Raw genomic sequence first — 22,398 nt, 5'->3', positions numbered from 1 at the left:
CCTATGACGTTTTGACAGCCATTATGAAAAATTAAGGGGTGTTCGTAACGGCTATTTTTTATACTATAAGTGAATTATAAGATATTTTTTTATTCAAAATTGTATGTATGAGGCGTGCCGCCCACCAAGTACTTCACCTCTAAGTGCTTCGCGGGAAGGCAAGACAGCAGCGGCGCGAGGATGCGCTTCAACGTGCTTCCTGCATAGATAATAAGGTGAGGATATGAAGCTACAGCAACTTCGCTATATCTGGGAAGTCAATCGACACAACCTGAATGTGTCAGCCACCGCGCAGAGTTTATTTACCTCGCAGCCGGGTATTTCCAAGCAGATACGCTTGCTTGAAGATGAGCTAGGTGTGGAGATTTTTGCACGCAGCGGAAAGCACCTTACTCGCGTAACACCTGCTGGGCTGTCAATCATTGAGCTGGCAGGTCAGGTGTTGAAGCTGACCGAAAACATCAAACAAGTTGCCCAAGAGCACAGCGACGAGCGTCGGGGTAGTTTGTCGATTGCTACCACTCACACTCAGGCGCGCTATGCACTGCCTCCTATCATCAGCGAGTTTACTCTTAAGTATCCTGATGTTGCCCTACATATGCAGCAGGGCACACCCAAGCAAATCGCTCAGATGGTTAGTGAAGGTCAGGCCGACTTTGCAATTGCCACCGAATCGCTAGAGCTATTCACCGACTTAGTGTTGTTACCTTGCTATCGCTGGAATCGCTGCGTTTTAGTGCCTAAAGACCACCCACTGGCATCGATAGACAAGCCGCTGTCCCTTCAAGCGTTGGCCGAACATCCATTAGTGACTTACGTGTTTGGGTTTACCGGCCGCTCGCAGTTAGATGATGCGTTTAAAGCGCAGGGACTTACACCTAATGTGGTGTTAACGGCCGCCGATGCTGATGTGATTAAAACCTATGTGCGACTGGGAATGGGCGTTGGTATCGTTGCCCATATGGCGGTTGATCCGGTATTAGATGAAGACTTGGTCGCGTTGGATGCAAGCCATTTATTTGCGAGTTCTACGACTAAGATTGGGATTCGTCGTGGTACCTTTATGCGCGGCTACATGTACGATTTCCTAGTACGCTTTGCACCTCATCTCACCCGAGACTTGGTAGATGAAGCCTTGTTGGCTGGCCCACGTTTTGAGCATGACTTGTTTGAGGGAGTAGAGCTTCCTGAGCATTAGGAGCATCGAGTAGTGGGTGAATAGCGCTTGACGTGGGTGTCTGGGCGCTATTCACCATTTCTATCCCAGTTCTGTATTAATCAGCGCTGGGCGTTCTATCTCAGTGCTGTAAATGCAGGCCACACTCACGCTTGTCTTCTACCTTGGTGGGGTCGAAGTAGTCGAAGTTGTTGGGCAGGTCGTGTGCCTCAAGGTAGTAGTACATATCTTTTGCTGTCCACTGCAGCAGCGGGGCAATTTTTAATAAGCCATCGCTGTTACGGCTGGCAGGCTGCATTTTGGCCCGCTCTGGGGTGTCCTCTGCCCGCAGGGCGGTGAACCAGACATCCGGCTGCATTTCCCGTAGGGCACGCTCAAACGGCTCAATCTTTACTTCTTGAGTGAAGGCTGCGTGACGTGGGTCGTCAATGCTGGGCATTGCCCCCTCTAGCGCTTCACGGTGAGCACGGGTCCGCTGCGGAATAAAGCTGACCATGTTTAGGTTCAGCCGCTGGATTAAGGCATCGGCGAATTGGTAAGTGGCCTCAGTGTTATAGCCACTATCCATCCATACGATGGGTATGTCTGGACGTGCCTGAGTGACCATATGCAGAATCACCGCCTCAAACGGCCGAAAATTGGTCGTGCAAATAGGCCGCTCGCCTTGGCTAAGCGCCCACTTGATAAGATCTTGGGGATTATTGGCAAAATCACGGTTAATGCTGTCAAGCGCTGAAGACATGCTGCCTCCTGTCATAAGTTCGAGTATGACACTAGGCTATCAAAGAGGAGGGGCTTAGCCCCAATACCGTTTGGTTTGGCTTTTATATTCCTTTTTGATTTAAGAATTTTGTTATTTATTCCAAAGCGCCGATTAGATGGCGGATTTTATCCAGCGTTTCTGTATACTCCTCGTCTGCTCTAGAGTCGGCTACTAATCCGCCGCCGCCCCAAACATTTAGCTTGCCTGCATCTGCCACCATGGTGCGTATCGCAATTGATGTGTCCATGCTGCCCCGTTTATCGATGTACCCCAGGCTTCCGCAATAGACACTGCGTTGGCAAGGCTCCAGCTCGTCGATAATTTGCATGGCGCGTATTTTAGGCGCGCCAGTAATAGAGCCGCCAGGAAACGCTGCTGTCAGCAGAGATAGCGGTGAGCGATGTTTGGCGAGCTGACCTTGAACCACGCTTACCAGGTGATGCACGTTGGGGTAGCTCTCTAACTGACATAGCTGCGGTACACGAATAGACCCAGGAGTGCATACTCTTCCCAAGTCATTGCGCAGCAAATCAACAATCATGACATTTTCCGCGCGGTCTTTCGTGCTGCTTAATAACTGTTCGGCTAGGGCGATATCCTCCTCCGGCGACTTCCCGCGTGGTCGTGTGCCTTTAATTGGGCGCGTTTCCACTCGCCCGTCTTTACACTGGATAAAGCGTTCAGGGGAAAGTGAGAGTACCGCCTGGTTTTCCCAGGCCATAAAGCCTGAGAAGGGCGTCGGCGTTGCCTTACGAAGGCGTAGATAAGCCTGCCATTCATCGCCTTCATAGCTCGCTGTAAACCGCTGAGCAAGGTTAATTTGATAGCAGTCACCTGCACGAATGTAGTGTTGAACAGAGTTAAAACGTTCGGTGTAATCCGCTTGGCTTAGCTCGCCCTGAAAGGGGCTGGTTAAGTGAAAGTCTTTATCAACACTGGCAGGTGGCTGAGCTAGCCATTTCATGACCTGCTGTTGACGAGTTGCTGTTGCAATGAGCCAAGTTGCCTGCTTTTCGTGATCAAAGGTAATGCACCAGTCGTAAAGCCCCAAACGTGCCAATGGCAGATTGGTAACATTGGGGTGGCGGCTGGGAATCGCGAGGTTATTACGTCCTAGGTCATAACTCCAATAACCCATCAGGCCGCCTAAAAAAGGCAGCTCGCTGGGGAAATCTGTGCTGGGTAGCTGTTCAAGCATCCATTGCTGCTGGGCGGTCATATCCCCAGCGAGTGCCGAAGGAAGGTCCAGCTGCGTTGAAGTGAAGTGAGTTTGTCCATCAGGCATGACTTCTAGCGTAGCTAACGGATCACTGCTGATAATGTCGTAGCGCCCGTTTGCTGATGGGCGGCCGCTATCAAGTAATACCGCACCATGACGCTTTCGCAGGTGAGCAAAGATCTCCAGTGGAGTAGGAGAGTAGGGCAGGGCTTTAATGGTCAACGCCGATGTCATGAAGCAAACGCCAGGCCGATGGAAGGCAACGCATTCTAGAGGTCGTTAATTGATGACACCAGTGTTAACCACTGACGTCTTTCTCACGGTAGGTTAAACACAGTTAACGGAAAGAGCATGATTGTTGACATTAACCCAAGAATAAATGGCTGGGTTACACGAAAGGTGAATAAAATCGACCATTTTGACTAGTTGACGGCACAAATGTGGCGGGCTAAAGTTCTCCTACCCCATAATTGTCGACAATTAGCCATGACCTCACTTGCTACTCTTTCTCGTTCTACAGCTGATTCGCCCAGTGATCAGACCTCGCCAGAAGTCCGAACGCTGGCTGAGCGGGTCTTTCACCAGCTTCAAGACGCTATTGTGCGTGGAGAGCTGGCGCCGGGCAGCAAAATTACCGAGCCGGGGCTTTCTAAAACGTACGGTATCTCTCGCGGTCCGTTGCGTGAAGCCATGCGGCGTTTAGAAGCGCACCGTCTAATTGAGCGTGTTCCTCACGTTGGCGCTCGCGTTGTCAAACTCTCAATGAAAGAGCTGCTTGAGTTGTTTGATGTGCGCGAAGCGCTTGAGAGCATGGCAGCCCGCTTGGCCGCTGAGCATATGTCTGCCGAGGAGATTAAAGGGCTGCGCGAGGTGTTGGCCCTTCACGAAGGCCAGGCAGATCTCAAGCGTGGCGAAGCTTACTATCAGCGCGAAGGCGATCTCGACTTCCACTATCGCATTGTTCAAGGCAGCCATAACAAAATGCTGATGAACCTGCTTTGCGATGATCTCTACTACTTAGTGCGTCTTTACCGTACCCAGTTCAGCGCCAGCGGTAAGCGGCCCCAGCTCGCCTTTGTCGAGCACCATCGTATTGTAGATGCCATTGAAGCCGGAGATGCCGAGTTGGCGGAGTTGCTGATGCGCCGCCACGTTAGCGCTTCCCGAGCCAACGTCGCCGACCGTTACGCTGCTGTTCTTGAACAACAATCAACGTCATCAGCGGATTAGTTCGTTACGCCTATCCGCCAAGCCTTTTAAAGGAGCAATGCCAATGTCCACTTTATCTACTCTCACGCCAGGTGCTCGCTTTCGTGCTGCGCTAGACGCGAACCGCCCTTTACCGATTCTAGGCACGATTAACGCGTATACCGCGATGATGGCCGAGCGAGTAGGCCACCAAGCGATTTATCTGTCGGGCGGCGGCGTGGCTAACGCGTCTTTTGGCTTGCCGGACTTGGGTATGACCAGCATGAACGACGTGGTGGAAGATGCACATCGTATCTGCGGCGCGACCGACCTTCCGCTGCTGGTAGATATCGATACGGGATGGGGCGGTGCTTTTAATATTTCGCGTACCGTTAAAGAGATGCAGCGCGCAGGCGTTGCTGCCGTTCACCTGGAAGACCAAGTGGCTCAAAAGCGCTGCGGCCACCGCCCGAACAAAGCCATTGTGTCCCAGCAGGAAATGGTTGACCGCATCAAAGCCGCGGCAGATGCCAAACTTGATCCCGATTTCTATCTGATTGCGCGTACCGATGCATTCCAGAAAGAGGGCTTAGACGCCGCCATCGAGCGTGCTAATGCCTGTGTGGAGGCGGGTGCGGATGCAATCTTCGCCGAAGCCGTGCACACCCTGGATGATTATCGTGCGTTCTGTTCGCGCGTGAATGCGCCAATACTGGCCAACATCACTGAGTTTGGCGCAACGCCGTTGTTCTCTCAGCAGGAACTGGGTGAGGTGGGGTGTCGCATGGTGCTATATCCGCTGTCTGCCTTCCGCGCTATGAATGCTGCCGCATTGAAGGTGTATCAGAGCATTTTAGATAACGGTCATCAAAAAGAGGTGGTCGATACCATGCAGACTCGCGATGAGCTGTACGACTTTTTAAATTATCACGATTTCGAGCAAAAGCTCGACGCGCTATTTGCTGAGCAAAAAGACGCTTAATCCCCGTTAATACTATCAATACTAAAACATATAAAAAGAGCTAACAGGAGACACGACATGGCTGACAAACCGCAAAACAGCGCAGGACTCCGTGGGCAAAGCGCCGGTACTACAGCGCTGTGTACGGTGGGTAAAACGGGTTCCGGATTAACCTACCGTGGTTTTGATATCAAAGAGCTGGCCGAAAAGGCGAAGTTTGAAGAAGTCGCGTATTTATTACTGAAAGGCAAGCTGCCCAATCAAGCCGAGCTTGATAGCTACATTACCAAGCTGAAGGGGCTGCGTGGCTTACCCGATGCTTTGAAAACCGTACTGGAGCAAATTCCCAAAGATGCGCACCCGATGGATGTTATGCGCACCGGTACCTCCATGCTGGGTAACCTGGAGACAGAAGAGAGTTTTGACCAGCAGCAGGATGTTTCTGATCGACTGCTAGCGGTACTGCCCTCGATTATTTGTTACTGGTACCGCTTTAGCCATGACGGCGTTCGTATTGATACTGAAACTGACGATGCCTCGGTAGGCGGTCACTTCTTGCATATGCTGCGTGGTGAGCCTGCTTCTGAGCTGCATGCGCGGGTTATGAACGTATCGCTGATTCTATACGCCGAGCATGAGTTCAATGCTTCAACGTTTACGGCGCGGGTGTGTGCCTCGACGCTTTCCGATATGCACTCCTGTGTTACCGGCGCGATTGGTTCGTTGCGTGGCCCGCTGCATGGCGGTGCTAACGAAGCGGCCATGGCGATGATCGAGAACTGGGCTTCGCCGGAAGAAGCCGAGCGTGAAATGCTCGGTATGCTTGAGCGCAAAGAGAAAATCATGGGCTTTGGTCATGCAATTTATCGCGAGTCTGACCCGCGTAATGAAATTATCAAAGAGTGGTCGAAGAAGCTTTCTGAAGACGTTGGCGATAGTGTGCTTTATCCCGTTTCTGTGCGCTGTGAAGAAGTTATGTGGCGCGAGAAGAAGCTTTTCTGCAATGCGGACTTCTTCCATGCCAGTGCTTACCACTTCATGGATATTCCGACCAAACTGTTCACGCCAATCTTCGTCATGTCCCGTTTAACGGGATGGGCAGCGCATGTGTTTGAGCAGCGCGCCAATAACCGCATTATTCGCCCCAGCGCCGACTACACTGGTCCTGAGAAGAGCGAGTGGGTGCCCATCGAAGCGCGTGACTAACCCTTAACGGACCGTGATTAATGAGAGGCATTATGAACACGAATTATCGTAAGCCGCTGCCAGGCGTGACGGCAGAGGGTGCTCCGGTAGATTACTTCGACGCGCATCAAGCCGTTGAAGATATCAAGCCCGGCGCCTACGCGACGCTGCCCTACACGTCCAGAGTGTTGGCTGAGCAGTTGGTACGCCGCTGCGATCCAACGCTGTTAACCGACGCACTGAAGCAGCTCATCGAGCGCAAGCAAGATTTAGATTTTCCTTGGTACCCGGCACGCGTTGTGTGCCATGACATCCTGGGACAGACCGCGTTAGTCGACCTTGCTGGCCTAAGGGATGCCATCGCTGAGAAGGGCGGTGATCCGGCTAAAGTGAATCCTGTGGTACCTACACAGCTGATTGTTGATCACTCATTGGCCGTTGAGCACGCTGGGTTTGAGAAAGACGCGTTCGAAAAAAACCGCCAGGTAGAAGATCGCCGTAACGATGACCGCTTCCATTTCATTAACTGGACCAAAGTGGCATTTGAGAACGTTGATGTTATTCCTCCGGGCAACGGCATTATGCACCAGATCAATCTGGAGAAAATGTCGCCGGTGGTGCAGTGCCGCCCTGATGAGCAAGGCGTGCGTATTGCTTATCCAGACACCTGTGTGGGCACCGATAGTCACACGCCGATGGTTGATGCGCTGGGTGTTATTTCCGTTGGTGTGGGTGGTCTTGAAGCCGAAAGCGTGATGCTGGGCCGTGCCTCGATGATGCGCCTGCCGGATATCGTTGGCGTAGAGCTCTCTGGCAAACTGCAGCCAGGCATTACCAGCACCGATATGGTGTTGGCGATTACCGAGTTTCTACGTAAAGAGCGCGTCGTCGGTGCCTACCTGGAGTTTTACGGAGAAGGTGCCGACGCGTTAACCGTAGGCGACCGGGCGACCATTTCCAACATGACGCCAGAGTACGGCGCCACGGCGGCGATGTTCTACATCGACAACCAAACCATTGATTACCTCAAGCTCACGGGGCGTGAGGATGAGCAGGTTGCTCTGGTTGAAGCCTATGCCAAGCACACAGGGCTATGGGCCGATAGTCTAAAAACTGCTGAGTATGAGCGGATACTGCGCTTTGATCTTTCAAGCGTTAATCGCACCTTGGCAGGGCCTTCCAACCCTCATGCTCATTTGCCCACCTCGGAGCTGGCCCAGCGCGGTATCGCGATCGACCTGGATAAAGCAAGGGCCGACGAGCAAGCAGGTAGAATGCCAGATGGTGCGGTGATTATCGCCGCGATTACCAGCTGCACGAATACCTCTAACCCGCGCAATATGGTGGCAGCTGGCTTAATTGCTCGCAATGCTAACCGCTTAGGGTTAACCCGCAAACCGTGGGTTAAGTCGTCGCTGGCGCCGGGGTCGAAAACCGTCAAGATGTATCTGGAAGAAGCCAAGCTGATGGATGAGCTGGAAACACTTGGCTTTGGTGTCGTGGCGTACGCCTGTACAACCTGTAACGGCATGTCCGGTGCGTTAGATCCGGTCATCCAGAAAGAAATTATCGACCGTGATCTATACGCCACAGCGGTACTTTCCGGTAACCGAAACTTTGACGGGCGCATTCACCCCTATGCGAAGCAGGCATTTCTGGCATCGCCGCCCTTAGTGGTTGCCTACGCAATTGCTGGCACGATTCGCTTTGATATTGAGAAAGACGTATTGGGCACCGACCATGATGGAAACCCAGTCACGCTAAAAGATATCTGGCCCGACGATAGCGAAATCGATGCGATTGTGAAGGCTTCCGTGAAGCCGGAGCAGTTCCGTCAGACCTATATCCCGATGTTCGACCTCGACAAGAGCGCGCGCGTTCAGGTCAGCCCGCTTTACGAATGGCGGCCCCAGAGCACCTATATTCGTCGGCCTCCCTACTGGGAGGGCAATATGGCTGCCGAACGTGGTTTGAAAGGTATGCGTCCGTTGGCGATTTTGCCGGACAATATCACCACCGACCATTTGTCGCCTTCTAACGCGATTATGCTGGACAGTGCAGCAGGTGAGTATCTGCACAAGATGGGCCTGCCTGAGGAGGACTTTAACTCCTACGCGACCCACCGCGGCGATCATTTAACTGCCCAACGGGCGACATTGGCGAACCCGAAGCTGTTTAATGAAATGGTGCACGACGAGCAGGGCAAAGTGCTGCAGGGGTCGTTGGCACGTGTTGAGCCAGAAGGCACCGTGACGCGGATGTGGGAAGCCATTGAAACGTATATGGCACGTAAACAGCCGCTGATTATTATTGCCGGTGCGGATTATGGTCAGGGTTCCTCGCGTGACTGGGCGGCGAAAGGTGTTGCGCTAGCGGGTGTTGAAGCCATTGTGGCTGAAGGCTTTGAGCGTATTCACCGTACCAATTTAATTGGTATGGGCGTGATGCCGCTGCAGTTTGAAGAGGGCACCACACGTAAAACCTTGGCGCTGGACGGTACGGAAGTCTTCGACGTAGAAGGCACTCCTCAGCCCCGCGCCAAGCTGACGCTGGTTATTCATCGTCAAAGTGGTACCACTGAACGTGTGCCGGTGATCTGCCGTATTGATACCGCCGAAGAGGTCACGATTTACTCTGCCGGTGGGGTCTTGCAGCGTTTCGCCCAGGACTTTCTTGAGTCCACCACGGCGTAGCCAGATTGGCGTGTAACGCAGCGCCAAGGCGATTAATGAAAGAGCCCGTCGCTAAGCGCCGGGCTCTTTTTTCGGCATTCGATTAGTGAACATGGTCATTGATAATCGTCATTGAGAATGTTCAGGCATCGTCATTGAGAATGGTTAGGGAGCGTTATTTATGTCTCATGTTGGACAGATTAGTATTCCTGCGACGTATATGCGCGGTGGCACTAGTAAGGGGGTGTTTTTCACCTTGGACAACTTGCCCGAGGCGGCGAGAGTGCCGGGAGAGGCACGAGATAAGCTGCTGATGAGGGTGATTGGTAGCCCAGACCCCTATGAAAAGCAGATCGATGGGATGGGCGGAGCAACCTCAAGCACCAGTAAAACGGTGATTCTTTCCAAGAGTGAGTCGTCAGATCACGATGTGGACTACCTGTTTGGCCAGGTTTCAATTGATAAGCCGTTTGTGGATTGGAGCGGCAACTGCGGCAACTTATCGGCAGCAGTAGGTCCTTATGCGATTGCTAATGGGTTAGTTGACCCCGCCAAAATACCGCAAAATGGTGTCGCTGAAGTACGTATTTGGCAGGTCAATATCAGTAAAACCATTGTCTCTAAAGTGCCTATTGTTAATGGACAGGTGCAGGAGACCGGCGATTTTGAGCTAGATGGTGTGACCTTTCCTGCTGCTGAGATTCCTGTGGCCTTTATGGATCCTGCGGATGGTGAGGGGGCAATTTTCCCAACCGGGAGCTTGGTCGATGACTTGGAAGTGCCCGGGGTTGGTGTTTTAAAAGCGACGCTGATTAATGCAGGTATTCCCACCGTGTTTGTTAACGCCCAGGACATAGGCTATACCGGTTGTGAACTGCAGGAAGCAATTAACAGCGATGCCAAAGCACTCGCCATGTTCGAGACCATTCGTGCCCATGCTGCGGTGCGTATGGGATTGATTAAGCATGTTGATGAAGCGGCCAGCCGACAGCACACGCCGAAGGTGGCTTTCGTTGCCCCGCCGGCTAGCTATACGGCGTCCAGTGGTAAAGCGGTGAATGCGGAAAACATCGATCTTGTGGTAAGAGCGCTTTCCATGGGTAAACTGCACCACGCAATGATGGGCACCGCAGCGGTTGCCATCGGCGCAGCAGCAGCCATTCAAGGCACGTTAGTAAATTTAGCCGCAGGTGGTGAGGAGCGTGAAGCGGTGACCTTTGGGCATCCTTCTGGCTCGCTACGTGTAGGTGCAAAAGCAAGCCTGGCCGATGGGCGCTGGCAGATTGATCAAGCTGTTATGAGCCGTAGCGCACGGGTATTAATGGAAGGTTCTGTACGCATACCCGGAGATAGCTTTTAAAGAGTTATTCGCGCGTGAATACTAGGTGACGCCTTGCCGCCGTTTTGGGAATGCCCTAAACGGCGGCTTCAACCTAGAGTGATGTAAGTTTTATACTATCTTTGCTTTAGCGGTTTACTCTTCAATCGCTACTTGCTCGCGCATACGATCAACAGTGGCGGGGCCAATGCCGCTAACGCGGGTGAGATCATCTACATTAGCAAATGCGCCATTATTTTCGCGCTCTTCTATAATCGCGGCTGCACGGCTGGGGCCGATGCCAGGCAACTCAGCAAGCAGCTCAGCATCCGCTGTATTCACATTAATAGGCGCGATGTCTTGTGCCAATGCAAGGCCCGAAACCCCTAAGCTTAGGCTCAATAGCAGTGCAGCCAATAGTCCTTTTAGCGTTGTTTGCATTGTTAATATCCTCATAGATTTCCTTAAAGCCGCCTTTCCCATCGGTTGTTGTACTTGGGAGTGATAGGTTGTGGCGGTTTGCGCATGCAAAAAGGTTTACTGTTTCTTCAATACCCTTTTGCCTTAACTAAACTAATACGTTTATAGGAGGTGAGCTGTAAGACATTAACGACGGTGTTTGTAAGATTTTTGCTCTCTGATAATGGTTAATCACTTACACAGCAGGGTCGGGATGGCTGTTATAATGCTGTCAAATGAAAAATGGAGTTAAGCACAGTGTCTACTGATACCCCGTTGATTATCGCGTTGGATTATTCCTCTCTTGATGCGGCTTTATGTATGGCAGATCAGCTTGACCCTAAGCGCTGCCGGGTAAAGGTGGGTAAAGAGTTGTTTACGCGCAGTGGCCCTGCGGTACTGGAAGCCTTACATGGTCGTGGTTTTGAAATTTTTCTAGACTTAAAATTTCATGACATTCCCAATACGGTGGCAGGCGCGGTGCAGGCGGCAGCGGAGCAAGGTGTATGGATGGTTAACGTGCATGCTTCTGGCGGGCGCAAGATGATGGAAGCGGCCGCTAAGCGTTTAGATGATCATGGGCTAAGTACACATCTTATTGCCGTTACGGTGCTAACCAGCATGCAAAGTGAAGATCTGCATGAGGTAGGCATAGCTGCGACGCCGGAAGAACATGTATTGCGTTTAGCCGCATTAACTCAGCAGAGCGGATTAGGCGGTGTTGTCTGTTCAGCCCAAGAGGCGGCGCAAATCAAGGCGCTCTGTGGCGACGACTTTTTGAAGGTAACTCCTGGAATACGCCCTAGCTTTGCTGCGGCTAATGACCAACAGCGTATTATGACACCAAGTGATGCGATGCGTGTTGGTAGTACGCACTTAGTAGTTGGGCGACCGGTAACACAGGCGGAAGAGCCAATGATGGCGCTAGCAGCCATAGAAGCTGAGCTGGCTGACTGACGGTAATCATCGCTTATTCGCCATCAACCCCGGTAATAGGTTTAATGGTGCCCCAGCGGCGGCAGCTAGGGCACTGCCATGCCAGGCTGTCGCTGGCAAAGCCGCAGCGGCGGCAGCGATGGCGGGCTTTGCCCTCTAAAAGGGCATTGGTATGGTGCTTAAGTAACAGCAAACGCGTGTCTGGCGGAGTTTTTCCACTCAAACGTTGGCTTTCATGATAAAGGTCGATTAGGTAATCAAGCCCACCCAGGCTGGGTGCCTCCCTTAGCCACTCGCCCGTTTGCTCAATAGCACTATCTACGCCATCTCTTTGATGAACGAGCTCTCCGAGGGCGATAATAATGCTGGTGTACGGTGCTTGTCCCAGCAGTCGATAAAGATGCGTTTCAAACCCTTGAATGTCGTTATTACGCTCATAGGCATGCTGGAGGGTGGGCAGCATGGTGGGGATGTGAGCAATATCCTGCTGGGGAATATGGTTTAGGCGCTCAATGGCACGTGTGTAATGCCCATTATCCATCTCCAGTTCAGCAAGTAGTAACGTCGCACGGACGCATCGCTCATCCAACTGAAGCGCTTTTTTTAAGTGCTTGCGGGCGATCGCGCGACTTGCTTGATGTATCTCCTGCTGGGCGAGTTCACATAGCCAGTGAGCAGCAGGTCGTTGCATGCCGGGCTGTTGCTTAAACAGTGATTGAGCCACGTCGAGTGCTTCTTGCCAGTCCTTTTCGCGCTCAAGTAAATCGATCAGTAGCCGCTTGGCTTCCTGGCGATAGGTGTCATTGTCTGATTTATCCAGCAGCGCTCTCAGCATTCGCTGAGCTCGGTCGTGAACGCCTAACGCCATAAAGTCACGTGCTAGCTCAAGCTGCACATGTTCGTTAGTGCTGGTGGAAAGGGCAGGGCGAGCAAGTAGGTTTTGATGAATGCTAACGGCTTTGTCTGCTTCACCGCGTGCGCGAAACAGCTTGCCTAGCGCTATGTGGGTTTCCACAGTATCGCTATTAACATCCAGTGCATTGACAAACGTATTGATAGCTTCGTCGGGCTGCTCATTGAGCAGGTAATTCAGCCCGACAAAGTACTCTCTCGATAAGCCAGATGGGCGAGAGTCGTGAGTGCGCTGGCGGCGGCGGGAAGCGTGACGAACACCCAGGCCAAAGCCGATGGCAATGGCTGCCAGTAGAACGCCTAGCAGCACGGCATCATACATTTAAGCCAGTTCCTTAAGCTCCTGAGTGCGTAGGCGGTCTAGCTCTTTGCGCTGTTGCTTATTGTGTCGTTCACTTCGTGCTAGCTGCGCTTTAAGGCGTACGTAAACACCTAGCATGGCAAGCATGCCTAAGATAACGCCGAAAGTTAACGTAGCAAGCAGCCAGACAGAGAGTGACACAGGCGGCAGTTCTGCCCAAATTAGGTTTAAGGCAATGGTTTGTTGGTTGTTGACGGCAAATAAAATGCCCACCAGTAGAACAACCAGCAATATGACGGCCAGAATCAGCCCTTTGATCCAACGCATGAGAGTTTCCTAGTCAGTGACATTCATAATGGCTCTATTGTGTATGAGTCGTGGCGCGGCGTCATCCCACATAAAGTCGGATAACAAGATCAAAAGAGCCTTGCTATTGGCAACGCCGAGGTTGTGTAGCCTCGGTTAGCTCATTAATAGCCAAGTGCGCGGCTTGCATCTACCTGTTCGCGCAACTCTTTGCCCGGTTTGAAGTGCGGCACGTACTTGCCGTCCAAGTCGACCGGGTCTCCTGTTTTAGGGTTGCGCCCGACACGAGGCTCTCGGTAGTGAAGCGAAAAGCTGCCGAACCCCCGGATCTCAACCCGTCCCCCGCTAGCAAGAGCGTCGGTCATATCGTCTAAAATAATACGCACCGCCGTTTCTACTTCTTTGGCGGATAGCTCCGGTTGACGCATCGCAATTTGTTCGATTAGTTCAGATTTGGTCATCGGTTGGCTCCCTGCGAACTTTAATGGCCGTGACGCGCTTGCGACCTCGATAACAACAGAGTCAGCATACTGCGCATAACAGGATAAAACAATTCAGATAAAACAAGGTACTAGAATGAATATCAGCATAGGCGAAGTGAGGCGCTGGCGCGACCCTGTGGCTTAGGTATACTGGCGACTCATTTTGTAACCGGAGAGGCTGACGTTGAACGACGATACTTCCCCTGCAGCCATATTGCGTAAACGGCTTTATTGGCACTCTCGCCGTGGCATGTGGGAGCTTGACCTGCTGCTGATACCGTTTCTTGAACACCGCTTTGATGAACTGAGTGAAGATGAGCAGTTGGCCTATCAGCGCTTAATTGAGGAAGAGGATCAAGATCTCTTTGGATGGTTGATGCGTCGTGAATGGCCCGAGGAGCCATCATTAAAGCGCATCGTGCAGATGATCGTAGAGCATGCAGAAAATACCGATAACTCTGCTTATCGCACGCTCTAAAATCCAGTGCGCTTTTCACGCATTCTTGGCATTCGGGTTGTGTGCAGTGACGGCGTGGCTTATTGGCCCATGGATAGCGTTACTTGCGGCAGTAATCGCGATACTGTTGCTGGGCCGTGAGTATCGCTATCAACCCATGGGGGAGTTAAGAGTTTCGAAAAGCGGCAATCGATTAAGTGCGCAGTGGTTATCGGAAGAGGGTGAGCTTGAAAACGAACAGCCTGTTAACGCTGATTACGTGGGCCCTTGGTTAATCGGGCTCCATGTCGGGCCGCAACGGCTTTGGTTGTGGCCAGATAGCTTGCCAGCACACAGTCAGCGTTCGCTGCGGCGTTTATGCCATCGTCCCGGGCGCTAGCTGATCAAGTGACATCTCCGAAGCCGCTGTATTTTCCTGGTGCTTAGGCCAGTCGATAGAGTAATGCAGTCCTCGTGATTCATGTCTTTGAAGTGCCGCTAATACCGTCAACTTTGCAAGCCACAGTGCTTGCTGTAAACGCACGCTTTCAGGGTGGCTGCGCTTGCCAGCGGTGCCTTCAAAAGCGTTGTTAGAGCCTTTCTTTGAGCTGTCAGCAACACCGTCAAGACTGCCGTTTAGAATGTCGTTAAGCTGCGTCTCAAGTTCGTTCAGCTTATGGTGAGCGATATTTAGCCCCTGATTGCTGCGAACAATCGAAACATGCTGGCTCATTGTTGCCCGCAGTTCGCTACGTATAGTCGCCAGGGCTTCCAGGGGCGTGGATGACCACTGCTGACTCTGCAGCGGCATTGTATCGCGGGTATCGCTAAGAATCTCTTTAGGTGCAACTGGGCGTGTTTGTGCGCGTTTTTCCTGCGTGCGTAAGTGCTTTGCGCAGCTTCTGGCGTATACCAGACACTCCAATAGTGAGTTGCTAGCCATGCGATTTGCGCCATGTAGGCCTGTGTAAGCAAGCTCTCCAACCGCATAGAGATTAGTGACGTGAGTTGCACCGCGGTGGTCTGTGGCAACACCGCCACAGCTGTAATGAGCGGCAGGCACTACTGGAATGGGTTGGCGGGTTATATCAATTCCCCGGGAGGCGCAGTGTGCCAAAATAGTAGGGAAATGGTGGCGAATAGCGGCTGCTCCAAGGTGGCTGATATCTAGCCACACATGCCCTTGGCTGCTTTGTTGGATTTGCGAATCGATTGCTCGAGCAACGACGTCTCTGGGAGCCAGCTCAGCGCGAGAATCAATATCGGGCATAAATCGATGACCGGCCTCATTTAGCAGGTGTCCGCCTTCTCCTCGTACGGCTTCGCTAATTAAAAAAGCAGGTCCTTCTGGGTCAAACAGACAGGTAGGATGAAACTGCTGAAACTCAAGATTCATCAGTTTTGCGCCCAGTTCAGCGGCCATCACCATGCCTTCCCCGCTGCTTGGCGATGGGGTGGTGGTGTGCCGATAAAGGCCGCTTGCACCGCCTGTTGCTAGTACGATGTGCTTGGCAAGCAGTGTTTGTTGATGCTGTTGTTGATCTACGCCTTCCGCGCCAATACAGCGGCCTGTGGCATCGCTGATTAAGTGCAGTATGGTTAAGTCACTGCGCTGAGTAATATTGGGGTGAGAAGTGACTTTTTCGTACAGCGTATCGACTACCGCGCGTCCAGTTGCATCGTCAGCATGAATAATGCGGCGTGCGTTGTGGCCGCCTTCCCGTGTTAAGTGATAAGGGTAGCGGGCGCTCGGGTCTGGATCCGGTGTAAAGGGGACGCCGTTGTCGATTAGCCACTGAATGGCATCTGGGCCGTGTGTCACGGTAAATCGAACAGCCTCTTCATCACATAGGCCATCGCCAGCAATGAGCGTATCTCGCACATGGGCATCTAGGTCGTCGTCTGGTGAGAGTACGGCTGCTATTCCGCCCTGCGCCCAGCGGCTGGCTCCCTGGTCATCCAGAGCAGGCCTAACCAGGGTTACCGAAAGATGGTCAGCAACTTCAAGGGCTAAAGTTAGGCCGGCGACGCCGCCGCCGATGACAAGTACGTCGGATGTTGGCGAGCTCATGGGGCCGGATCCTCTTTTTACATTCAAACGCAGTGGGTGCTAAATGCTTCGCGTGCTGTAGACAGCAGAGGAAGGCATCATAGCGTGACTGTTGTCACTTGGCGATGAGGGGCTGTGAAAAATTGCTTTCAGCGCATATAGATAGCGGCTAAACGCTCTGATGCGATATTTAAGAGGGGGTAAGCTATTTGGCGATTGGATAAAACAGGAGGGGCAAAAAAGAGGGGTAATCAAAAAATTGCAGAGCCTTGTAAGAAGCACAAAAAACGCTTCTCTAGCGCTCTTAAAACAATATGGGAAACGTTTACCGCTGAAAGAAGGGGAGGTGCTAATTAAATATGGTGCCCGGAGCCGGACTTGAACCGGCACGGAGTTGCCTCCGAGAGATTTTAAGTCTCTTGCGTCTACCAATTTCGCCATCCGGGCAGTGCATCGCAGGAATATTGCTATTCATCGCCACACTGAAATGGAGGCTGGAGTCGGAATCGAACCGGCGTACACGGAGTTGCAGTCCGCTGCATAACCACTCTGCCATCCAGCCTAACAAGTCGTTGGAGCGAGAAAGTAGATTCGATCGGACTGGCGTTCCAGCTCACGACCCTCTCTTGCTTTACCACGCTATCCAAGTTGGAGCGGGAAAGGAGATTCGAACTCCCGACCCTCGCCTTGGCAAGGCGATGCTCTACCACTGAGCTATTCCCGCTCGACTCGAGGGCGAATTATACGCATCGCTACGCGCTTGTCAATTAATGAATTTGTCTGGAGGTTCAGTCGCCTAGAGAGTCGATCACATGGAACGACTCAAGTGAGGCCAGGCTGCTTTAAGGTACTGCGCCATGGACCACAGCGTAAGAATGGCTGCAGCGTAAAGAACAACCACACCCATTAGCGCAAACTCATGTCCTGGAGGGAAGGCCAGAAGTATGAGCAAGGCAACCATCTGCAGTGTTGTTTTAAGCTTACCGATCCAGGACACCGCAACCATACCTCGCTTGCCCATTTCGGCCATCCACTCACGTAGTGCCGAAATGACGATTTCGCGGCCGATAATGACCAATGCTGGCAGTGTTAATACCAGTGTGTCAAAGCGCTCAATGAGTAGCGCCAGTGCAACCGCGACCATCAATTTATCAGCCACAGGGTCGAGAAACGCGCCAAACGGCGTTGATTGATTCCAGCGGCGGGCTAAGTAGCCATCTAGCCAATCGGTGATGGATGCTAGCGCAAATAAGCCTGCAGCGACTGGCATACTCCAACTGAAAGGTAGGTAAAAAAGCACTACTAACAGTGGAATAAAAACGATTCTTGCCAGAGTAAGTATGTTGGGTATATTCATCGCGGGGCGCGATCCTTGCCGGAGAGTCATGGAAGACGGAGTGTAGTGGGGGATATTCTATCCCCCTTGGTGCTTAGCATCCATGTTAACAGTAGGTTTATCCATTTAGTGATTGGTAAATTGTCTCAGCGAGTGAGGCATTAATGCCAGGTACGCGCGCCAACTCATCGCGGCTAGCTTTCTGAACGCCCTGCAAACCGCCGAAGAAGCGTAATAATTCGCGCCGTCTTTTAGGGCCTATGCCGGGAATGTCTTGAAGCGTAGAGGTGCGGCGTGCTTTGTCACGCTGGGCGCGGTGGCCGGCAATGGCAAAACGGTGAGATTCATCGCGTATATGCTGAATTAAGTGTAATGCTGGCGACGCGGGGTCAAGGGGTAAGGGATTATCGGTGGTTTCTAGGAAGAGCGTTTCCAGGCCTGCTTTACGTGTGGTGCCTTTAGCAACACCGAGCAAAATGATATCGGTAACCGCTAGTTCGGTTAACACACCGCGAGCCATGTTCAACTGACCTTTGCCGCCATCGACGATCAAAATATCAGGCGCCACTGCCTCGCCACTTTTCACCCGTTTAAGGCGGCGTGTTAGTGCTTGTTGCATGGCTGCATAATCATCGCCTGCGGCGACGCCTTCGATGCGGAAGTGGCGGTAATCGCTCTTGCGTGGGCCCTGATGGTCAAATACGACACAGGAAGCAACGGTCGCTTCCCCCTGGCTGTGGCTAATGTCAAAGCACTCAAGGCGCTGGGGTGTTTTGTCCAATGCGAGCGCTTTCTGGAGGGCTTCAAATCGCTGAGTAAGCTGGGTTTTGTTAGCCAACTGCGACGCAAGCTGTTGCTCGGCATTGGTCATAGCCAGATGCTGCCACTGGGCGCGATGCCCCCGAACTTGGCTGGTGACGCGAACGCGTTTACCCGCTTGCTGTGAAAGTGCGTCGGCAATCAGTGGGCTATCTTCCAGTGGGTGGCTGGTAATTACTTCACTGGGTACGTTGTGAGGTTGGCCAAAGTAGTACTGGCTAACGACTTCCGTCAGTAGCATGTCCGGTGGCAGGTCGAGGTCGTTTTTAGGCGTGTGATGGCGAGCGCCCAGTAAGCGGCCATCGCGAACGCTAAGTATTGATATGCCTAGCGCCCCAGGGCGTTGGGCCAGCGCAAAAATATCGGCATCACCACTTTCGTTATCGACAAACTGGCGTTGCTGTAACTGGCGTAGCTGCTGTATTTGGTCACGCAACCTTGCTGCTTCTTCAAAATTTAAAGCGCGGCTGGCCGTTTCCATCTCCTCGCTAAGAAGCTGGGTGACGTGTTCGCTTTTACCTTCAAGGCACATCACTGCATGCTCAACGTCGCGTCGATAATCTGCTTCCGAAATGAAGTCAACGCAAGGCGCGCTACAGCGCTGAATTTGGTATTGCAGGCATGGTCGAGAGCGGTGGGCAAACACGCTGTCTTCACAATTACGTATGCGAAAAATTTTCTGCATCAGCGCTAGGCTTTCTTTCACCGCTCCGCTACTTGGATAAGGACCTAAATAGCGGCCATCTCCTCGACGCTGTCGCGCACGTTTATATTCAAGCGCAGGGTAAGCGTGCCGATCGGTCACAAATACGAAAGGGTAAGACTTGTCGTCTCTTAGCAGAATGTTATAGGGCGGACGCAGTTCTTTTATGAGCGTCTGCTCTAGCAGCAGGGCCTCTGTTTCGCTACGGGTGACGGTAATTTGGATATCTGCAATTCGTGCCACCATCGCCTGGGTTTTGGTATTAAGCTGGCCACGGAAATAGCTAGCAAGCCGAGCTTTTAGGCGCTTGGCTTTGCCGACATAGAGAGTGTTGCTGTGCTCGTCCAGCATCCTATAAACACCGGGCGAGGCACTGACAGAGCTTAAAAATTGCTTGGCATCAAAAGTCATGGCTGGAAATCGGCGTTTCTAGGCAACGGAAGCTGCGATGGTAGGTCTATCCCAGCATGGCGTCAAAGCCCTCAACTAAACCGTGGCGTAGTGCCAGGTGGGTAAGCTCTACATCAGTAGCGACCTCTAGTTTGTCAAATAGCCGATAGCGATAGGTGTTCACTGTTTTGGGGCTAAGGTGCAAGCGGTCTGAAATATCCTGGACGCGCTGGCAATTTACAATCATAAGGGCGATTTGTAGCTCACGATGCGACAGGTGTCTAAACGGATTGTCTTCGTCAGTAAAATGGGAAAGCGCCAACCGCTGGGCGATTTCTTGGCTGACATAGCGCTTTCCGTGAAAGACTTGGCGGATAGCGTCGGTCATTTCTGACGTGTCAGCCCCTTTACTGAGGAAGCCAATCGCACCCGCTTCCAGCATGAGCCGTAACGCACTATCTTCAATGTGAGCGGTTAATATGAGTACTTTGACGTCTTCCATTGTTCTATGGATGCGGCGAGTAGCTTCGAGTCCGCCAATGCCCGGCATGCGAATATCCATCACGACAATGTCAGGCTTTAAGCGACGGCATTGAGCCACTGCGCTTTCGCCATCGTCGACCTCACCTACGACTTTAATATCGCACTCTTCGTTTAGCAGATGAGCAATGCTGGTTCTCACTAGGTGATGATCATCGGCGATTAAAACTTTGATCAAGGTGCAGGCTCCTGCATGAAATCATCGTAGTGGTGGGCGTAAGCCGCGTTGCATGATATAGAGTGCCACAGCTCTAACCAAAGGAGAATTTAGTTGATAGTTGTTCATGATTAGCTTGACGCTGAGCAAATTACTGGCGTAGTATTTCGCCGCTGCTCAATGAGTGGTTTGAAAAAGCGGCATGTAAAACTATGTGGGGCCTTAGCTCAGCTGGGAGAGCGCAACACTGGCAGTGTTGAGGTCAGCGGTTCGATCCCGCTAGGCTCCACCATTTTACAGACCCACAGAATCCAAAAAAACGCCTCGTTACCAGTAACGAGGCGTTTTTTTATGCTTATCATTTTCAATTGATGGTTCGTGCGGGGATACATGCGAGAGTACGTGTGAGAGTGCGTGCTGTTGGGCATTCGCGTAACTGAAAGCCTGTGTTAAAAAGCACGTACCCTCAGGTGTTACTCGTTGGCAATTCTGCCAAGCAGCAAAAATTCGATTAACGCCTTTTGTGCATGCAGGCGATTCCCCGCTTCTTGCCACACGACAGCGCGCGGATCGTCCAATAAGGTAGTGCTGATCTCTTCACCGCGGTGGGCAGGTAGGCAGTGTAGGAAAAGCACATCAGGTTGTGCGCTATCAAGCATTGCCTCAGTGACCTGGAAGCCTGCAAAGTCTGCTTCGCGCTTAGCTTGTTCTTCTTCCTGCCCCATGGATGCCCACACATCTGTCGTGATCAAGTCGGCGTCTTTGGCAGCCTCGTGGGGGGTGTGATGCAACGTTACACAGTCCCCGGCGGCTTCCATAATGTCAGCGCGCGGTTCATAGCCTTTAGGGCAACAAACGCGCAGTTTGAAACCAAACTGACGGGCGGCATTAATCCAGGAGTGGCACATGTTATTGCCATCACCTACCCAAACAGCCGTGCGTCCTTCTACACTGCCACGCAGCTCGGTCCAGGTCATCACGTCTGCTAGCAATTGGCAAGGATGATAATCGTCACTTAACGCGTTAATCACAGGCACGCTGCTAGCGTTGGCATAGGCTTCTAAGCCTGCGTGTGAAAAGGTCCGAATCATTACCGCATCAACCATTTCGGACAGTACGCGGGCGGTGTCTTCAATCGGCTCTCCACGCCCTAGTTGGGTGTCGCGGGGAGAGAGGAAGAGGGCGTGACCGCCGAACTGCGCCATGCCGGTTTCAAACGACACACGGGTGCGAGTCGATGATTTTTCAAAAATCATCGCCAGCGTGCGGTTAGGTAGCGGCGTATAGATGGGGCCGTTAGCCTTGAGCTCGGTTTTGATCTTAATCGCACGCTGAATCAGGTACGCCAGCTCATCTGGGGTTAAATCCAGCAAGGTTAAGAAATGGCGTGTCGCCATGATGATATCTCTCCGCGCAAAAACACTATCCTAGCGATGCGGCAGGGGATGCGCAACGCGCTTGGCATGCGTAGAATGACGACCCACATGGTAAGGCCGAGTAGTTTGCTCAAGTATTAGGTTGCACGGCAACAAAAGGTAATCTTCGGCTTTAAGGGTTAAAGCTAGTTAACGAATTGCGTAAACTGGCGAGATAACATCACTTGTTTTAGGAGCACATCATGAGTACGACTGCCGAAAATATTCAGCGCCAAATTAGTGAAAACCCCATTCTTATCTACATGAAAGGTACCCCCCAGCTGCCGCAGTGTGGTTTTTCTGCACAAACAGTGCAGGCGCTGATGGGCTGCGGTGAGCGTTTTGCCTTTGTTAACGTGCTGGATAATCCAGATATTCGCGCTGAGCTGCCAAAAATTGCTAACTGGCCGACCTTCCCGCAGCTTTGGGTGGAAGGCGAATTGGTTGGCGGCTGCGATATCGTGATCGAGATGCATCAAAGTGGTGAGCTCGAAAAGCTGATCAAAGAAGCTGCCCAGCGTGCTGGCGCTGCTGAAAGTGACAACAACGCTTAACGTTTATTGCCCAATGCCGCTTGGTCTAGTGGACTGCTAGTCTATTGGGCTGAGCGGTTGGCGGGCTGCAGCGCAGCCGCTAGAATGGTGTCCTTTTCGCATCGACAGTTAGCCCGCCA

General features: G+C 52.2%; 21 protein-coding genes and 4 tRNA genes. 11 read left to right on the top strand and 14 right to left on the bottom strand.

Annotation, left to right across the window (positions count from 1 at the left end):
* Positions 1 to 223 precede the first annotated feature (223 nt).
* Positions 224 to 1,198 carry an HTH-type transcriptional regulator CysB gene (cysB, locus tag JFC11_RS17270; protein WP_038482846.1) on the top strand — a complete coding sequence of 325 codons (975 nt, stop codon included), beginning with the start codon at positions 224 to 226 and terminating at the stop codon, positions 1,196 to 1,198.
* A 100-nt stretch (positions 1,199 to 1,298) separates the two neighbouring features.
* Here cysB and JFC11_RS17265 read toward each other — a convergent pair whose 3' ends face one another.
* Both JFC11_RS17265 and pabB read right to left on the bottom strand, forming a co-directional pair.
* Complete coding sequence (locus tag JFC11_RS17265; protein WP_038482849.1) at positions 1,299 to 1,919, bottom strand: phosphoadenosine phosphosulfate reductase domain-containing protein; 621 nt, start codon at positions 1,917 to 1,919, stop codon at positions 1,299 to 1,301.
* 115 nt (positions 1,920 to 2,034) lie between these two features.
* The gene (gene pabB, locus JFC11_RS17260) at positions 2,035 to 3,393 is read right to left on the bottom strand and encodes an aminodeoxychorismate synthase component I (RefSeq protein WP_038482852.1); all 1,359 of its coding nucleotides are present in this window, start codon (positions 3,391 to 3,393) and stop codon (positions 2,035 to 2,037) included.
* Positions 3,394 to 3,645: 252 nt separating this feature from the next.
* Here pabB and JFC11_RS17255 point away from each other — a divergent pair, with 252 nt between their 5' ends.
* The 5 genes from JFC11_RS17255 to prpF all read left to right on the top strand — a co-directional run bounded on the left by JFC11_RS17255 (position 3,646) and on the right by prpF (position 10,525).
* A complete protein-coding gene (locus tag JFC11_RS17255) occupies positions 3,646 to 4,389 on the top strand; it encodes a GntR family transcriptional regulator (protein WP_038482855.1) in 744 nt (247 codons plus the stop codon).
* Between the two features lie 43 nt (positions 4,390 to 4,432).
* The gene (gene prpB / locus JFC11_RS17250; RefSeq protein WP_038482858.1) at positions 4,433 to 5,329 is read left to right on the top strand and encodes a methylisocitrate lyase; all 897 of its coding nucleotides are present in this window, start codon (positions 4,433 to 4,435) and stop codon (positions 5,327 to 5,329) included.
* A 57-nt stretch (positions 5,330 to 5,386) separates the two neighbouring features.
* Positions 5,387 to 6,514 carry a bifunctional 2-methylcitrate synthase/citrate synthase gene (gene prpC, locus JFC11_RS17245; protein WP_038482861.1) on the top strand — a complete coding sequence of 376 codons (1,128 nt, stop codon included), beginning with the start codon at positions 5,387 to 5,389 and terminating at the stop codon, positions 6,512 to 6,514.
* Positions 6,515 to 6,546: 32 nt separating this feature from the next.
* Positions 6,547 to 9,186, top strand: coding sequence for a Fe/S-dependent 2-methylisocitrate dehydratase AcnD (gene acnD, locus JFC11_RS17240; protein ID WP_038482864.1), 2,640 nt, complete (start codon positions 6,547 to 6,549; stop codon positions 9,184 to 9,186).
* A gap of 160 nt (positions 9,187 to 9,346) precedes the next feature.
* The gene (prpF, locus tag JFC11_RS17235; protein WP_120387216.1) at positions 9,347 to 10,525 is read left to right on the top strand and encodes a 2-methylaconitate cis-trans isomerase PrpF; all 1,179 of its coding nucleotides are present in this window, start codon (positions 9,347 to 9,349) and stop codon (positions 10,523 to 10,525) included.
* Positions 10,526 to 10,639: 114 nt separating this feature from the next.
* On the opposite strand, the gene JFC11_RS17230 is transcribed toward prpF, so the two are convergent.
* Positions 10,640 to 10,924, bottom strand: a complete 285-nt coding sequence (locus JFC11_RS17230; protein ID WP_038482869.1) for a ComEA family DNA-binding protein — start codon at positions 10,922 to 10,924, stop codon at positions 10,640 to 10,642.
* 276 nt (positions 10,925 to 11,200) lie between these two features.
* Between JFC11_RS17230 and pyrF the strand changes: the two genes are divergently transcribed.
* Positions 11,201 to 11,899 carry an orotidine-5'-phosphate decarboxylase gene (gene pyrF / locus JFC11_RS17225; RefSeq protein WP_038482872.1) on the top strand — a complete coding sequence of 233 codons (699 nt, stop codon included), beginning with the start codon at positions 11,201 to 11,203 and terminating at the stop codon, positions 11,897 to 11,899.
* A 13-nt stretch (positions 11,900 to 11,912) separates the two neighbouring features.
* Here pyrF and lapB read toward each other — a convergent pair whose 3' ends face one another.
* The 3 genes from lapB to JFC11_RS17210 all read right to left on the bottom strand — a co-directional run bounded on the left by lapB (position 11,913) and on the right by JFC11_RS17210 (position 13,858).
* Entirely contained in the window at positions 11,913 to 13,112 is a 1,200-nt protein-coding gene (gene lapB, locus JFC11_RS17220; protein ID WP_038482875.1) for a lipopolysaccharide assembly protein LapB, read from the bottom strand.
* A complete protein-coding gene (locus JFC11_RS17215; protein ID WP_038482879.1) occupies positions 13,113 to 13,418 on the bottom strand; it encodes a lipopolysaccharide assembly protein LapA domain-containing protein in 306 nt (101 codons plus the stop codon). It abuts the gene before it with no gap.
* Positions 13,419 to 13,561: 143 nt separating this feature from the next.
* Positions 13,562 to 13,858 carry an integration host factor subunit beta gene (locus tag JFC11_RS17210; RefSeq protein ID WP_009722715.1) on the bottom strand — a complete coding sequence of 99 codons (297 nt, stop codon included), beginning with the start codon at positions 13,856 to 13,858 and terminating at the stop codon, positions 13,562 to 13,564.
* Positions 13,859 to 14,063: 205 nt separating this feature from the next.
* Between JFC11_RS17210 and JFC11_RS17205 the strand changes: the two genes are divergently transcribed.
* Together JFC11_RS17205 and JFC11_RS17200 are read left to right on the top strand one after the other, a co-directional pair.
* Entirely contained in the window at positions 14,064 to 14,357 is a 294-nt protein-coding gene (locus tag JFC11_RS17205) for an FAD assembly factor SdhE (RefSeq protein ID WP_009722716.1), read from the top strand.
* A 46-nt stretch (positions 14,358 to 14,403) separates the two neighbouring features.
* Entirely contained in the window at positions 14,404 to 14,715 is a 312-nt protein-coding gene (locus JFC11_RS17200) for a hypothetical protein (RefSeq protein WP_233437230.1), read from the top strand.
* Here JFC11_RS17200 and nadB read toward each other — a convergent pair.
* The 7 genes from nadB to uvrY all read right to left on the bottom strand — a co-directional run bounded on the left by nadB (position 14,692) and on the right by uvrY (position 20,331).
* On the bottom strand, positions 14,692 to 16,386 hold the full coding sequence (nadB, locus tag JFC11_RS17195) for an L-aspartate oxidase (RefSeq protein ID WP_198350145.1): 1,695 nt from the start codon (positions 16,384 to 16,386) through the stop codon (positions 14,692 to 14,694). The two genes, JFC11_RS17200 and nadB, sit on opposite strands and share 24 nt — an antisense overlap.
* A gap of 339 nt (positions 16,387 to 16,725) precedes the next feature.
* Positions 16,726 to 16,812: transfer RNA gene (locus tag JFC11_RS17190), tRNA-Leu, on the bottom strand.
* Positions 16,813 to 16,853: 41 nt separating this feature from the next.
* A tRNA-Cys gene (locus tag JFC11_RS17185) sits at positions 16,854 to 16,927 on the bottom strand.
* 87 nt (positions 16,928 to 17,014) lie between these two features.
* Positions 17,015 to 17,089 (bottom strand) — tRNA-Gly (locus JFC11_RS17180).
* An 84-nt stretch (positions 17,090 to 17,173) separates the two neighbouring features.
* Entirely contained in the window at positions 17,174 to 17,722 is a 549-nt protein-coding gene (gene pgsA, locus JFC11_RS17175; RefSeq protein ID WP_038482886.1) for a CDP-diacylglycerol--glycerol-3-phosphate 3-phosphatidyltransferase, read from the bottom strand.
* Between the two features lie 97 nt (positions 17,723 to 17,819).
* Complete coding sequence (gene uvrC, locus JFC11_RS17170) at positions 17,820 to 19,634, bottom strand: excinuclease ABC subunit UvrC (RefSeq protein ID WP_198350144.1); 1,815 nt, start codon at positions 19,632 to 19,634, stop codon at positions 17,820 to 17,822.
* Positions 19,635 to 19,680: 46 nt separating this feature from the next.
* On the bottom strand, positions 19,681 to 20,331 hold the full coding sequence (gene uvrY / locus JFC11_RS17165) for a UvrY/SirA/GacA family response regulator transcription factor (RefSeq protein WP_038482893.1): 651 nt from the start codon (positions 20,329 to 20,331) through the stop codon (positions 19,681 to 19,683).
* A 195-nt stretch (positions 20,332 to 20,526) separates the two neighbouring features.
* On the opposite strand from uvrY, the gene JFC11_RS17160 reads away from it, so the two are divergent.
* Positions 20,527 to 20,602, top strand: a tRNA-Ala gene (locus tag JFC11_RS17160).
* A gap of 181 nt (positions 20,603 to 20,783) precedes the next feature.
* Here JFC11_RS17160 and argF read toward each other — a convergent pair.
* A complete protein-coding gene (gene argF, locus JFC11_RS17155) occupies positions 20,784 to 21,707 on the bottom strand; it encodes an ornithine carbamoyltransferase (RefSeq protein ID WP_198350143.1) in 924 nt (307 codons plus the stop codon).
* 221 nt (positions 21,708 to 21,928) lie between these two features.
* Here argF and grxD point away from each other — a divergent pair, with 221 nt between their 5' ends.
* The gene (gene grxD / locus JFC11_RS17150) at positions 21,929 to 22,279 is read left to right on the top strand and encodes a Grx4 family monothiol glutaredoxin (RefSeq protein WP_038482899.1); all 351 of its coding nucleotides are present in this window, start codon (positions 21,929 to 21,931) and stop codon (positions 22,277 to 22,279) included.
* Positions 22,280 to 22,398 lie beyond the last annotated feature (119 nt).

It is taken from the genome of Vreelandella alkaliphila, assembly GCF_016107625.1.
Classification (GTDB): domain Bacteria; phylum Pseudomonadota; class Gammaproteobacteria; order Pseudomonadales; family Halomonadaceae; genus Vreelandella; species Vreelandella alkaliphila.
The sequence above is the reverse complement of the archived record's forward strand: the minus strand, read 5'-3'. Positions and strand labels throughout refer to the sequence as shown.